Source organism: Escherichia sp. 94.0001 (assembly GCF_013369155.2).
In the GTDB taxonomy this organism is placed as follows: Bacteria; Pseudomonadota; Gammaproteobacteria; order Enterobacterales; family Enterobacteriaceae; genus Escherichia; species Escherichia coli_F.
On record NZ_JABWMS020000003.1, the window covers coordinates 153008 to 167450 of the forward strand.

Sequence of the window (14443 nt, forward strand, 5' to 3'; positions counted from 1 at the left end):
AAAATAGTGTCCGGTTATGCAGCAACAATACTGTCGATGGCTGCTTTCGCGTCAGACTGCGCTTTCGCTGCCATTTCCGGGCCGTATGCGATCCCTTCGGCGAAGACAAATTTCACATCGGTAATGCCGATAAAGCCCAGGAATGTGGACAGATACGGCGTTACCAGATCCGTTGGGCCATCTTTATGGATCCCACCGCGGCTGGTAATCACGATGGCTTTTTTACCCGTTACCAGACCTTCCGGACCGTTCTCGGTATAGCGGAAAGTAACGCCTGCACGTGCCACCAGGTCAAAATAGTTTTTCAACTGAGTTGAGATGTTGAAGTTATACATCGGTGCCGCAATAACGATAACGTCGTGGGCTTTCAGCTCGGCAATCAGCTCATCGGAAAGCGCCAGAGCTTCCTGTTGACGCGGAGTCAGCGGCGCATCGCTCGGACGCAGTGCACCAACCAGTTCGCCATCCAGTACCGGAATCGGATTTGCAGCCAGGTCACGCACGGTGATTTCATCAGCGGAGTGCTTTTCGCGCCATTGTTCAACAAAATAATCGGACAACTGATTAGACTGAGAGTACCCTGCCAGGATGCTGGATTTAAGAACTAATACCTTGCTCATGGTGTTTCCTTATAGATGTTTGAATGGGCGATGCCCCGTTGCTTGTTGACACTTTATTCACAATCCTGCCACAGAGATAGCGCAATAAATCGAAGCCTATGTTCGAATTTATTGAACAACGCATAGAAAGCCGCGATGTGGTACTCTATATCTATCATTTAAAAGAAAATTAATCAGGCAGCCTACTGCCCACTAACGTTATGACAGAACAACAAAAATTGACCTTTACGGCCTTGCAGCAGCGGCTGGATTCGCTGATGCTGCGTGACAGACTGCGTTTTTCCCGCCGTCTGCACGGCGTGAAGAAGGTTAAAAATCCTGATGCACAACAGGCCATTTTCCAGGAGATGGCGAAAGAGATTGACCAGGCGGCAGGGAAAGTCCTGCTGCGTGAAGCAGTACGACCGGACATCACTTATCCAGACAATTTGCCGGTTAGTCAGAAAAAGCAGGACATTCTCGAAGCAATCCGTGATCACCAGGTGGTGATCGTCGCCGGGGAAACGGGTTCCGGGAAAACGACTCAGCTACCGAAAATCTGTATGGAACTGGGCCGCGGGATTAAAGGGCTGATCGGCCATACCCAGCCGCGTCGTCTGGCGGCACGAACGGTGGCGAACCGTATTGCAGAAGAGCTGAAAACGGAGCCGGGCGGTTGCATCGGGTATAAAGTGCGTTTCAGCGATCACGTCAGTGATAACACGATGGTCAAGCTGATGACCGACGGTATCCTGCTGGCGGAGATCCAGCAAGACCGCCTGCTGATGCAGTACGACACCATCATTATTGACGAAGCGCACGAACGCAGCCTGAATATCGATTTTCTGCTCGGCTATTTGAAAGAGTTGCTGCCGCGGCGTCCTGACCTAAAAATCATTATTACTTCCGCGACTATCGACCCGGAACGCTTTTCGCGCCACTTTAATAATGCGCCGATTATCGAAGTCTCCGGTCGTACCTATCCGGTGGAGGTGCGCTATCGCCCGATTGTTGAAGAAGCTGATGACACCGAGCGCGACCAGTTGCAGGCGATTTTTGACGCCGTAGACGAACTGAGCCAGGAAAGCCCCGGCGACATTCTGATTTTTATGAGCGGCGAGCGAGAAATTCGCGATACCGCCGATGCGCTGAACAAGCTGAACTTACGCCATACGGAAATTCTTCCGCTTTATGCACGGCTTTCGAACAGCGAGCAGAACCGCGTCTTCCAGTCGCACAGCGGACGGCGCATTGTGCTGGCGACTAACGTCGCGGAAACGTCGCTGACCGTGCCGGGGATTAAATACGTTATCGACCCAGGTACGGCGCGTATTAGCCGCTACAGCTATCGCACCAAAGTACAGCGTCTGCCGATTGAGCCCATTTCGCAGGCTTCAGCTAATCAGCGTAAAGGCCGCTGTGGTCGTGTGTCAGAAGGGATCTGCATTCGTCTTTATTCCGAAGACGATTTCCTCTCGCGCCCGGAGTTTACCGATCCGGAGATTCTGCGTACCAACCTGGCCTCGGTTATTTTGCAGATGACCGCGCTGGGGCTGGGCGATATCGCTGCGTTCCCGTTTGTAGAAGCGCCGGATAAACGCAACATCCAGGATGGCGTGCGTCTGCTCGAAGAGCTGGGCGCGATCACCACTGATGAACAGGCCAGCGCCTATAAACTGACGCCGCTCGGTCGCCAGCTCTCGCAACTGCCAGTCGATCCTCGTCTGGCGCGAATGGTGCTGGAAGCGCAGAAACATGGCTGCGTGCGTGAGGCGATGATTATCACTTCCGCGCTCTCTATTCAGGACCCGCGTGAGCGGCCAATGGACAAACAGCAGGCATCGGACGAAAAACATCGTCGCTTTCACGATAAAGAATCCGACTTCCTGGCGTTTGTAAATCTGTGGAATTATCTCGGCGAGCAGCAAAAGGCGCTCTCTTCAAACGCCTTCCGTCGCCTGTGCCGTACCGATTACCTTAACTATCTGCGCGTGCGCGAATGGCAGGATATCTACACCCAGTTGCGCCAGGTGGTGAAAGAACTTGGCATTCCGGTTAACAGCGAACCGGCGGAGTATCGCGAAATTCACATCGCCTTACTGACCGGTTTGCTTTCGCATATCGGGATGAAAGATGCCGATAAACAGGAATATACCGGCGCACGTAACGCGCGTTTCTCCATCTTCCCCGGTTCTGGTTTATTCAAGAAGCCGCCGAAATGGGCAATGGTGGCGGAACTGGTAGAAACCAGCCGCCTGTGGGGGCGCATTGCGGCACGCATCGATCCAGAATGGGTAGAGCCAGTTGCCCAGCATTTGATTAAACGCTCCTACAGCGAACCGCACTGGGAACGGGCGCAGGGCGCGGTGATGGCAACTGAAAAAGTCACCGTTTACGGGTTGCCGATTGTTGCTGCGCGTAAGGTCAACTACAGCCAGATTGATCCTGCGCTGTGTCGTGAACTTTTTATTCGCCACGCGCTGGTGGAAGGTGACTGGCAGACGCGTCACGCATTCTTCCGTGAAAACCTGAAACTACGGGCAGAAGTGGAAGAACTGGAACACAAATCACGTCGCCGCGATATTCTGGTGGATGACGAAACGTTGTTTGAGTTTTACGACCAGCGCATCAGCCATGATGTGATCTCTGCACGTCACTTTGATAGTTGGTGGAAAAAAGTCAGCCGCGAAACACCTGATTTGCTCAACTTTGAAAAGAGCATGTTGATCAAAGAAGGGGCGGAAAAAATCAGCAAGCTGGATTACCCGAACTTCTGGCATCAGGGCAATCTCAAGCTGCGTTTAAGCTATCAGTTTGAGCCGGGGGCGGATGCTGACGGTGTGACCGTGCATATTCCGCTGCCGTTACTTAACCAGGTTGAGGAAAGCGGGTTTGAGTGGCAGATCCCCGGCCTGCGCCGTGAACTGGTGATTGCTCTAATCAAATCGTTGCCGAAACCGGTACGGCGTAATTTTGTACCCGCGCCAAACTACGCCGAAGCGTTTTTAGGTCGCGTCACGCCGCTGGAACTGCCGTTGCTCGACAGCCTTGAGCGCGAGCTACGGCGGATGACCGGCGTTACCGTTGACCGCGAAGACTGGCACTGGGATCAGGTGCCCGATCACCTGAAAATCACCTTCCGCGTGGTGGATGACAAAAACAAGAAGCTAAAAGAAGGGCGCTCATTACAGGATCTGAAAGATGCTCTGAAAGGCAAAGTGCAGGAAACGCTTTCCGCCGTTGCCGATGATGGTATTGAGCAAAGCGGGTTACATATCTGGAGCTTCGGTAATTTACCGGATCACTACGAGCAGAAACGTGGCAACTACAAAGTGAAGGCCTGGCCTGCGCTGGTGGATGAGCGTGACAGCGTAGCGATTAAGCTTTTTGATAACCCGCAGGAACAACAGCAGGCTATGTGGCGTGGTTTGCGTCGCTTGCTGCTGCTGAATATTCCGTCGCCAATTAAATATCTGCATGAGAAACTGCCGAACAAAGCGAAGCTTGGTCTCTACTTTAACCCGTACGGTAAAGTGCTGGATCTCATTGACGACTGCATCTCCTGCGGTGTTGATAAGTTGATTGATGAGGCGGGCGGCCCGGTCTGGACGGAAGAAGGCTTTGCTGCGCTGCATGAAAAAGTCCGCGCTGAATTGAACGATACGGTGGTGGATATTGCGAAGCAGGTCGAGCAAATCCTCACAGCGGTGTTCAATATCAACAAACGCCTGAAAGGGCGGGTGGATATGACCATGGCTCTGGGGCTTTCTGACATTAAAGCGCAGATGGGCGGGCTGGTGTATCGCGGTTTTGTCACTGGCAACGGTTTTAAACGGCTGGGCGACACGCTGCGTTATTTACAGGCGATTGAAAAGCGTCTGGAAAAACTGGCGGTTGATCCACATCGCGACCGCGCCCAGATGCTGAAAGTCGAAAATGTCCAGCAGGCGTGGCAGCAGTGGATCAACAAACTGCCGCCAGCACGTCGTGAAGATGAAGACGTAAAAGAGATCCGCTGGATGATAGAAGAGCTGCGCGTCAGCTACTTCGCTCAACAACTTGGTACGCCTTATCCGATTTCGGATAAGCGTATTTTGCAGGCGATGGAGCAGATTAGCGGTTAACACTGCTATTTGCCTGATAAATCTAAAACCCGGTAAGCATTTAGCGCCGGGTTTTTTATTAATTCTAAAACGGTAAGGGCAAAAATTCAGGAATTCAGAAAAATACAATTCTCTGCTGCAAGATGAATAATGTTTATCTACAGCATTTCCTTAAAAGATATGTCAGGCTTGCGGAGTGGCGGTTAAGGAAATACGACTTCCTCCTTTCAGAGTGCTCCGCTTCTCATTATTATCTCACGCAGTATTCTTAAGGGAACGATAAGGAGGAACCATGAACATTACCCCGTTTCCGACGCTTTCGCCGGCAACCATAGATGCCATAAATGTTATCGGTCAGTGGCTGGCGCAGGATGATTTCTCCGGTGAGGTGCCGTATCAGGCCGATTGCGTGATCCTTGCAGGCAATGCGGTTATGCCGACTATCGATGCGGCATGTAAGATTGCCCGCGATCAGCAAATTCCTCTACTGATTAGTGGTGGTATCGGTCACTCGACAACTTTTTTGTATAGCGCCATCGCACAGCATCCGCACTACAACACTATCCGCACCACTGGCAGAGCAGAAGCTACCATCCTGGCGGATATCGCTCATCAGTTCTGGCACATTCCGCATGAAAAAATCTGGATTGAAGACCAGTCAACAAACTGCGGTGAAAACGCACGCTTTAGCATCGCGCTATTGAATCAGGCCGTAGAAAGAGTTCATACGGCTATCGTTGTTCAGGACCCCACCATGCAGCGGCGCACGATGGCGACGTTCCGCCGTATGACCGGGGACAATCCAGACGCACCTCGTTGGTTAAGTTATCCCGGATTCGTTCCTCAGTTAGGAAATAACGCAGACAGTGTAATCTTTATTAATCAGTTACAAGGATTATGGCCGGTTGAGCGTTATCTCTCACTACTCACTGGCGAGCTGCCGCGTTTACGCGATGATAGCGATGGCTACGGTCCCCGTGGGCGAGATTTTATCGTTCACGTTGATTTTCCGGCAGAAGTCATCCAGGCATGGCAAACGCTGAAACACGATGCGGTGCTCATCGAGGCGATGGAAAGTCGCTCGTTACGTTAAAAATTGCCCGTTTGTTAACCATTTGTTTGCAAACGGGCATGACTCCTGACGTTTATTTCTGCCTTTTATTCCTTTTACACTTGTTTTTATGAAGCCCTTCACAGAATTGTCCTTTCACGATGCCGTCTCTATGATGATTGATGTTAATTAACAATGCATTTACCAAAAACAAACATATAAATCACAGGAGTCGCCCATGTCAGTACCCGTTCAACATCCTATGTATATAGATGGACAGTTTGTTACCTGGCGTGGAGACGCATGGATTGATGTGGTAAACCCTGCTACAGAGGCGGTCATTTCCCGCATTCCCGATGGTCAGGCCGAGGATGCCCGTAAGGCAATCGATGCAGCAGAACGTGCACAACCAGAATGGGAAGCGTTGCCTGCCATTGAACGCGCCAGTTGGTTGCGCAAAATTTCCGCCGGGATCCGCGAACGCGCCGGTGAAATCAGTGCGCTGATTGTTGAAGAAGGGGGCAAGATCCAGCAGCTGGCTGAAGTCGAAGTGGCTTTTACTGCGGACTATATCGATTACATGGCGGAGTGGGCACGGCGTTATGAAGGCGAGATTATTCAAAGCGATCGTCCAGGAGAAAATATTCTTCTGTTTAAACGTGCGCTTGGCGTGACTACCGGCATTCTGCCGTGGAACTTCCCGTTCTTCCTCATTGCCCGCAAAATGGCTCCCGCTCTTTTGACCGGTAATACCATCGTCATTAAACCCAGTGAATTTACGCCAAACAATGCGATTGCTTTTGCCAAAATTGTCGATGAAATAGGCCTTCCACGCGGTGTGTTTAACCTTGTGCTGGGGCGTGGTGAAACTGTTGGGCAAGAACTGGCGGGTAACCCAAAGGTCGCAATGGTCAGTATGACAGGCAGCGTCTCTGCAGGTGAAAAGATCATGGCGACTGCAGCAAAAAATATCACAAAAGTGTGTCTGGAATTGGGTGGTAAAGCACCAGCTATCGTAATGGACGATGCCGATCTTGAACTGGCAGTCAAAGCCATCGTTGATTCACGCGTCATTAATAGTGGGCAAGTGTGTAACTGTGCTGAACGTGTTTATGTACAGAAAGGCATTTATGATCATTTCGTCAATCGGCTGGGTGAAGCGATGCAGGCGGTTCAATTTGGTAACCCCGCTGAACGCAACGACATTGCGATGGGGCCGTTGATTAACGCCGCGGCGCTGGAAAGGGTCGAGCAAAAAGTGGCGCGCGCAGTCGAAGAGGGGGCGAGAGTGGCGTTGGGGGGCAAGGCAGTAGAGGGGAAAGGATATTATTATCCGCCGACATTGCTACTGGATGTTCGTCAGGAAATGTCGATTATGCACGAGGAAACCTTTGGCCCGGTGCTGCCAGTGGTCGCATTTGACACGCTGGAAGAGGCTATCGCAATGGCTAATGACAGTGATTACGGCCTGACCTCATCACTCTATACCCAAAATCTGAACGTCGCGATGAAAGCTATTAAAGGGCTGAAGTTTGGTGAAACTTACATCAACCGTGAAAACTTCGAAGCTATGCAAGGATTCCACGCCGGATGGCGTAAATCCGGTATTGGCGGCGCAGATGGCAAACATGGCTTGCATGAATACCTGCAGACCCAGGTGGTTTATTTACAGTCGTAATGAGTGAAAGAGGCGGAGGCTTTTCCCTCCGCCTTTGCTCGTCAGAGTTTAGCGAATTTTTCGAGGGTGCGAATAAGCTGCGTGACGAAGCCATATTCGTTATCATACCAGGCGACCGTTTTCACCAGCTGTAAATCGCCCACGGCGGTAATTTCGGTTTGCGTGGCATCAAACACCGACCCGAAATGGCTGCCAATGATATCAGAAGAGACTATTTCTTCATCGGTATAACCAAATGACTCGTTATTGTTTGTCGCGTTTTTAAGCGCGTTGTTAACCTCTTCGGCAGTCACTTTTTTTCCAAGAATAGACACCAGTTCAGTCACCGAACCTGTTTTCACGGGTACGCGTTGCGCATGACCTTTCAGTTTGCCGCTCAGTTCTGGGATCACCAGACCAATGGCTTTTGCCGCGCCTGTAGTGTGGGGAATGATATTTTCTGCCGCTGCGCGTGAAGCACGTAAATCTTTACCACGCGGGCCATCCACCAGTGACTGGGTGCCGGTATAGGCATGAATGGTCGTCATCGTGCCGACTTCTATCCCGAAACTGTCATGCAAGGCTTTGGCCATCGGCGCAAGGCAGTTAGTGGTGCATGACGCCACGGAAACAATGGTGTCGTTGCCATCCAGAGTGTCGTCATTGACGTTATAAACGATGGTTTTCATTTCACCGGCAGGGGCGGAAATCAACACCTTCTTCGCGCCAGCATCAAGATGCGCCTGCGATTTCTCGGCGGAGGTATAAAAGCCAGTACATTCGACAATGATTTCTGCGCCTTTCGCTTTCCACGGAATATTTTTAGCCTCTTTTTCGGCGTAAACCGCGATACTTTTCCCATCAACGATAAGTGAATCTTCCGTATAATCAACGCTCCAGGGGAACGGTCCGTAGTTTGAATCATGTTTCAGCAGGTAGGCGAGAATTTTTGGGGAAGTGAGATCATTAATAGCGACAATGTCTATGTTGCTTTTGACTTCAAGTAATCGACGCAACACCAGTCGACCGATACGACCAAAACCGTTAATACCAACTTTACTCATGGTCTTCTCCTGTCAGGAACGTTCGGATGAAAATTGATCCTTTCCAGGCTTAGACCAGGATGGCGGGATGGGCAATCTACATTCTTGCCGTGAAACGTAACGTACTGAAAACGGGTGAACAATATTTAATGAAATTTTAAGAAAAGCTCGTTATGTTAACGGAAAATTATGTTAAAGCAGGAAATGTTATGGAAAGTAAATATTCAAGGTTACAAATCGGCATTCACTGGCTGGTCTTTTTGCTGGTTATCGCAGCGTATTGCGCAATGGAGTTTCGTGGTTTCTTCCCACGTAGCGATCGGCCGCTCATCAACATGATTCATGTTTCCTGTGGCATCTCAATTCTCGTGCTGATGGTTGTTCGTCTTTTGTTAAGGCTTAAATACTCAACTCCGCCGATTGTACCTAAACCAAAACCGATGATGACGGGACTGGCACATTTGGGACATTTGGTGATCTATCTCCTGTTTATTGCGCTGCCAGTGATTGGTTTGGTGATGATGTATAACCGGGGCAACCCGTGGTTTGCGTTTGGTATGACAATGCCTTATGCAGCAGAGGCCAATTTCGAACGGGTTGATAGCTTAAAGTGGTGGCATGAGACGCTGGCGAATCTGGGATATTTTGTCATCGGGTTGCACGCTGCGGCTGCACTGGCACACCACTATTTCTGGAAGGACAACACACTTCTACGCATGATGCCGCGTAAACGTTCCTGAAGGATATTTAAAGAAAACGCCTGTACTAAAACCGACCCGTGGTACAGGCGAAGAGTACGGGCCTACATCGGAAGCGCCTATTATATTTATTTGTATGACAAATAAAACCATAATCCTTGTCCATATGTCCATCTGGCTTATCTTTAATCAATTCACCCGACCTTTGATCTCATCAACGGTATCAAAATAAACCAGCGTATAACGTTCAAATCGAACATAAGATTCGATAAATCATGGAGGTTATATGAAAAAATTGGCACTTATCTTGGTTATGGGAGCGCTTGTTTCCTTTTATGCCGATGCCGGGCGCAAACCCTGTTCTGGTTCGAAAGGGGGGATCTCACACTGTACGGCAGGCGGCAAATTTGTCTGTAATGATGGTTCTATTAGTGCATCGAAAAAAACATGCACTAACTGAAGTGTAAAAGGGGTGCCATGAGAAACTGAATCCGCTAGTCAGATGCGCGGGGAAAATCCCCGCGCTTGCCCTTACCTGGACGTGCAGGCCATGAGCGCCGCCACCTCCTTATCACCGTCCCGGAACCGCAGTTCGTAGAGCGTTTGTCGGGTCAGGAGTGTGAATGTCAGAATCGTAATACAGATAATGAGCAGACACACCACCAGAGGGTTGTGCTTCATAGCCTTTCTCCTTGCCGGATGGCGGGTAAGAGGCTAACATCTGAATTGCTAGGTTCATTCGTTGGCCTCGGTTGATAGAAATATCGGTCGGGGCCTTCGTCTTTCTGATTCCCGGTTAGCCTGAAAACAGAAAGTCTCAGGCACCCGTGAGCATCCTATGTGGTTTCCTTAGGGACGAAAATAATCACCTGACGAAATTGCGTGCTGTTTTCCAGAATTTTTCGTCATTCGGGTTAGCCAGTTTAACCATTCCTCACTTTCTTCAATCCAATGGCATTAATCTTCTCTGCAATAATTGTTGTAAAAATGTGACGCAAAGAGGTTTTTAGTCGTAAGTAATTACCGTCAAATGCCGATGACTTTCTATCAGGAGTAAACCTGGAAGAGAGACAACGGTAATGAATACAACTCCCTCACAGCGATTAGGTTTTTTGCATCACATCAGGCTGGTTCCGTTATTTGCCTGCATTCTTGGCGGTATCTTACTTCTGTTTGCCTTGAGTTCAGCCCTGGCTGGCTATTTCCTCTGGCAGGCCGATCGCGATCAGCGTGATGTGACTGCGGAGATTGAGATTCGGACCGGGTTAGCGAACAGCTCAGATTTTTTGCGTTCGGCCCGGATCAATATGATTCAGGCCGGGGCGGCGAGTCGTATTGCGGAAATGGAAGCAATGAAGCGAAATATTGCGCAAGCCGAATCGGAGATTAAACAGTCGCAGCAAGGGTATCGTGCTTATCAGAATCGGCCGGTGAAAACACCTGCTGATGAAGCCCTCGACACTGAATTAAATCAACGCTTTCAGGCTTATATCACGGGTATGCAACCTATGTTGAAATATGCCAAAAATGGCATGTTTGAAGCGATTATCAATCATGAAAGTGAGCAGAACCGACCGCTGGATAATGCTTATACCGATATTTTGAACAAAGCCGTTAAGATACGTAGCACCAGAGCCAACCAATTGGCGGAACTGGCCCATCAGCGTACCCACCTGGGTGGGATGTTCATGATTGGCGCGTTTGTGCTTGCCCTGGTCATGACGCTGATAACATTTATGGTGCTACGTCGGATCGTCATTCGTCCATTGCAACATGCCGCACAACGGATTGAAAAAATCGCCAGTGGCGATCTGACGATGAATGATGATCCGGCAGGTCGTAATGAAATCGGTCGCTTAAGTCATCATTTACAGCAAATGCAGCATTCACTGGGGATGACAGTAGGGACCGTTCGACAGGGCGCGGAAGAGATTTATCGTGGCACCAGCGAAATTTCCGCTGGCAATGCGGACCTGTCATCTCGCACCGAAGAACAAGCGGCGGCTATCGAACAAACTGCCGCCAGCATGGAGCAACTCACTGCAACGGTGAAACAGAATGCGGATAACGCGCATCATGCTAGCAAACTGGCGCAAGAGGCTTCTATTAAAGCCAGCGATGGCGGGCAGACGGTTTCCGGTGTAGTAAAAACGATGGGCGCTATCTCCACGAGTTCGAAGAAAATTTCCGAGATCACTTCCGTCATCAACAGTATTGCTTTCCAGACGAATATTCTGGCACTGAATGCTGCCGTTGAAGCCGCGCGAGCGGGTGAGCAAGGACGTGGATTTGCCGTTGTCGCCAGCGAAGTACGGACACTCGCAAGCCGCAGCGCCCAGGCGGCGAAAGAGATTGAAGGCTTGATCAGTGAATCAGTCAGGTTAATTGACCTGGGGTCGGATGAGGTAGCAACGGCAGGGAAAACCATGAGCACTATTGTTGATGCCGTCGCGAGTGTCACACATATCATGCAGGAAATCGCCGCCGCCTCGGATGAGCAAAGCAGAGGCATAACGCAGGTTAGCCAGGCGATTTCTGAAATGGATAAGGTGACGCAACAGAATGCTTCTCTGGTAGAAGAGGCTTCTGCGGCGGCGCTATCCCTTGAAGAACAGGCTGCACGATTAACTGAGGCGGTAGACGTTTTCCGCCTGAACAAACATTCTGTGTTGGCAGAATCACGCGGAGCTGGTGAGTCTGTTAGTTTCGCAACAGCGTGAAAATATCAAAGAAGGGATCGAAAGATCCCTTACTTTTCAGAACGGCATTGATTTTCGAATAGCGTTAATCATCAATTGGCAACCGGAAGAGAACGTCGCATCTACGCGGGTCAATATTCCGATCGGTTCGCCTGCACCATGCCCCGGAACAGGCAGGGCCACCAGCGTGGCATGACGCAGGTCGTCTTTTACAGCGCCAGATGGAACAAACCACACGTAGTCGTATTCAACCGTAAGCTGGCGAGATAGCGAAGCAGACAGCGTTTCGATACAGCCCGAAGGAATTTTACAGCCCTGGCTCTGCACTAATGCATCTGAATGCTGGCGTGGTGCAGTACCTTCTGGTGATACAACGACCGGCCATTCCAGCACCCGACTTAGCGTTACGTTCTCTTGAAGCAGTGGGTGATTGGGACGAACGACCAACTTCAGCGATTCAAGAAACAGCAATTCATAATTAAGCCCGGTCATCAGTTCGGGATCTGACATTCGACCAATCCCGATATCGATTTCGCCGGTCTTCAAACCTGCCAGAATCATAGGGTTACTCATTGTCGCAACTTGCAAGGTCGTCTCTTTTTGTTGCTGATGAAACTGACCTATAACTGAAGGTAATATTCCCAGCGCCGCGGTAGGTAATGCACCTACCCTGACGACATCATTGTTAAGACCTTCTTTACGATGAAGCGACTGTCCGGCAGTGTTAATAGCGTCAAGAACTCTGACTGCATGTGTTAAAAATTGTTCGCCGGGTAAGGTAAGTTGCGCCCCCTGACGACCACGCTCAAACAAGCGAGCACCTGTCAATTGCTCTAGTTCATTCAATGTTTTAGAGAGCGCAGGTTGACTCAAATTAAGGGTTTCAGCCGCGCGCCCCAAAGTTCCTTGTTGTGCGACAGCTACGAATGTATGAAGGTGGCGCAAACGGATGCGCTGACTAAACAGACTATTTTTTTCCATAAGCGATGTTAAAAACGAAGCAGTGTCGCTGACAAGTGAAGTTGTTTGATTATGATAACTTAGTTGCAAAATATTATTAACAAATAAAGCAATTGTGTTACAGCGAAATGGATAATATTGATGTTTTCGCGGCGAGATCACAGTTTGCAAATTCTTCCCGCCAGAGTGAATGCGGTTACCTACACTCCAGATTACTGACCACTGGAGGCAGACATTATGGCGAACAGCATCACGGCGGATGAGATTCGGGAACAGTTTTCGCAGGCAATGTCAGCCATGTACCAGCAAGAAGTTCCGCAGTACGGCACGCTGCTGGAACTGGTAGCTGATGTGAATCTGGCTGTGCTGGAAAACAATCCTCAACTGCACGAAAAAATGGTAAATGCAGACGAGCTGGCGCGACTGAATGTTGAACATCATGGGGCAATTCGCGTTGGGACTGCACAAGAGCTTGCTACTCTTCGGCGGATGTTTGCCATTATGGGGATGTACCCGGTGAGCTATTACGATCTCTCGCAGGCGGGGGTGCCGGTACATTCCACAGCATTTCGGCCCATTGATGATGCTTCTCTGGCGCGTAATCCCTTCCGCGTTTTTACCTCATTACTCCGCCTGGAGCTTATCGAGAACGAATTTTTGCGCCAGAAAGCGGCGGAGATTCTGCGTCAGCGCGATATCTTCACCCCACGTTGTCGACAACTGTTAGAGGAGTATGAGCAGCGGGGCGGTTTTAACGAAACACAGGCACAGGAGTTTGTGCAGGAAGCCCTGGAAACGTTTCGCTGGCACCAGTCAGCAACGGTGGATGAAGTAACCTATCGCGCCTTGCATAACGAACATCGGCTGATTGCTGATGTGGTCTGTTTTCCTGGATGCCATATCAACCACCTGACGCCACGCACGCTGGATATTGACCGGGTGCAGTCGATGATGCCTGAATGCGGAATTGAACCCAAAATTCTGATCGAAGGGCCGCCGCGCCGCGAGGTGCCGATTTTACTTCGCCAGACCAGCTTTAAAGCCCTGGAAGAGGCGGTGTTGTTTGCGGGGCAGAAACAGGGAACGCATACCGCGCGCTTTGGTGAAATAGAGCAGCGTGGCGTGGCATTAACGCCGAAAGGACGACAACTGTATGATGATCTACTGCGGAACGCTGGAACCGGGCAGGATAATCTCACTCATCAAATGCATTTACAGGAAACCTTCCGCACTTTTCCTGACAGTGAGTTTTTAATGCGTCAGCAAGGGTTGGCATGGTTCCGATATCGTTTGACGCCTTCAGGTGAGGCGCATCGTCAGGCGATTCATCCCGGAGACGATCCACAACCCTTAATTGAACGTGGTTGGGTAGTGGCACAACCCATTACTTATGAAGATTTTTTGCCTGTTAGCGCTGCGGGGATCTTCCAGTCAAATCTGGGTAATGAAACGCAGGCACGCAGTCACGGTAATGCCAGCCGCGAAGCTTTCGAACATGCGTTGGGATGCCCAGTTTTTGATGAGTTCCAGCTTTATCAGGAAGCGGAAGAACGCAGTAAACGCCGCTGTGGTTTGCTTTAAATTTTGACTATCTGCCTTTGCAAAAATTTGCCTGATTTTACAAACGAATCAG

The 14443-nt window shown here is 50.1% G+C and carries 12 protein-coding genes; 8 read left to right on the forward strand and 4 right to left on the reverse strand.

Annotated elements, in window-relative coordinates; genetic code table 11:
• Positions 1 to 14 precede the first annotated feature (14 nt).
• The gene (gene azoR / locus HEN33_RS02820; protein WP_000048948.1) at positions 15 to 620 is read right to left on the reverse strand and encodes an FMN-dependent NADH-azoreductase; all 606 of its coding nucleotides are present in this window, start codon (positions 618 to 620) and stop codon (positions 15 to 17) included.
• Between the two features lie 200 nt (positions 621 to 820).
• Here azoR and hrpA point away from each other — a divergent pair, with 200 nt between their 5' ends.
• The 3 genes from hrpA (at position 821) to aldA (ending at position 7431) form a co-directional block, all read left to right on the forward strand.
• Positions 821 to 4723, forward strand: coding sequence for an ATP-dependent RNA helicase HrpA (gene hrpA / locus HEN33_RS02825; protein ID WP_176263727.1), 3903 nt, complete (start codon positions 821 to 823; stop codon positions 4721 to 4723).
• Positions 4724 to 4994: 271 nt separating this feature from the next.
• Positions 4995 to 5795: a DUF218 domain-containing protein YdcF gene (gene ydcF / locus HEN33_RS02830; protein ID WP_021577421.1), complete on the forward strand. Its 801-nt coding sequence runs from the start codon at positions 4995 to 4997 to the stop codon at positions 5793 to 5795.
• Positions 5796 to 5991: 196 nt separating this feature from the next.
• Complete coding sequence (gene aldA / locus HEN33_RS02835) at positions 5992 to 7431, forward strand: aldehyde dehydrogenase (RefSeq protein ID WP_088542021.1); 1440 nt, start codon at positions 5992 to 5994, stop codon at positions 7429 to 7431.
• A 41-nt stretch (positions 7432 to 7472) separates the two neighbouring features.
• Here the strand turns inward: aldA and gap are convergent, their stop codons facing one another.
• Positions 7473 to 8474 carry a type I glyceraldehyde-3-phosphate dehydrogenase gene (gap, locus tag HEN33_RS02840; protein ID WP_176263728.1) on the reverse strand — a complete coding sequence of 334 codons (1002 nt, stop codon included), beginning with the start codon at positions 8472 to 8474 and terminating at the stop codon, positions 7473 to 7475.
• Positions 8475 to 8662: 188 nt separating this feature from the next.
• Between gap and cybB the strand changes: the two genes are divergently transcribed.
• From cybB to HEN33_RS26260, 3 genes are all read left to right on the forward strand, one after another.
• Positions 8663 to 9193, forward strand: a complete 531-nt coding sequence (cybB, locus tag HEN33_RS02845) for a cytochrome b561 (RefSeq protein WP_176263729.1) — start codon at positions 8663 to 8665, stop codon at positions 9191 to 9193.
• Positions 9194 to 9437: 244 nt separating this feature from the next.
• Positions 9438 to 9611: a YdcA family protein gene (locus HEN33_RS02850; protein ID WP_000731856.1), complete on the forward strand. Its 174-nt coding sequence runs from the start codon at positions 9438 to 9440 to the stop codon at positions 9609 to 9611.
• A gap of 25 nt (positions 9612 to 9636) precedes the next feature.
• Entirely contained in the window at positions 9637 to 9705 is a 69-nt protein-coding gene (locus HEN33_RS26260; RefSeq protein WP_212734533.1) for a hypothetical protein, read from the forward strand.
• Here the strand turns inward: HEN33_RS26260 and hokB are convergent.
• Positions 9683 to 9832 carry a type I toxin-antitoxin system toxin HokB gene (hokB, locus tag HEN33_RS02855; protein WP_001320773.1) on the reverse strand — a complete coding sequence of 50 codons (150 nt, stop codon included), beginning with the start codon at positions 9830 to 9832 and terminating at the stop codon, positions 9683 to 9685. The genes HEN33_RS26260 and hokB overlap by 23 nt on opposite strands.
• Before the next feature lie 398 nt (positions 9833 to 10230).
• Between hokB and trg the strand changes: the two genes are divergently transcribed.
• Positions 10231 to 11871, forward strand: a complete 1641-nt coding sequence (trg, locus tag HEN33_RS02860) for a methyl-accepting chemotaxis protein Trg (RefSeq protein WP_176263730.1) — start codon at positions 10231 to 10233, stop codon at positions 11869 to 11871.
• Between the two features lie 36 nt (positions 11872 to 11907).
• Here the strand turns inward: trg and HEN33_RS02865 are convergent, their stop codons facing one another.
• Entirely contained in the window at positions 11908 to 12831 is a 924-nt protein-coding gene (locus HEN33_RS02865) for a LysR substrate-binding domain-containing protein (RefSeq protein WP_000414564.1), read from the reverse strand.
• Positions 12832 to 13047: 216 nt separating this feature from the next.
• Between HEN33_RS02865 and hglS the strand changes: the two genes are divergently transcribed.
• Complete coding sequence (gene hglS, locus HEN33_RS02870) at positions 13048 to 14391, forward strand: 2-oxoadipate dioxygenase/decarboxylase HglS (RefSeq protein WP_176263731.1); 1344 nt, start codon at positions 13048 to 13050, stop codon at positions 14389 to 14391.
• The last annotated feature ends 52 nt before the right edge of the window (positions 14392 to 14443 follow it).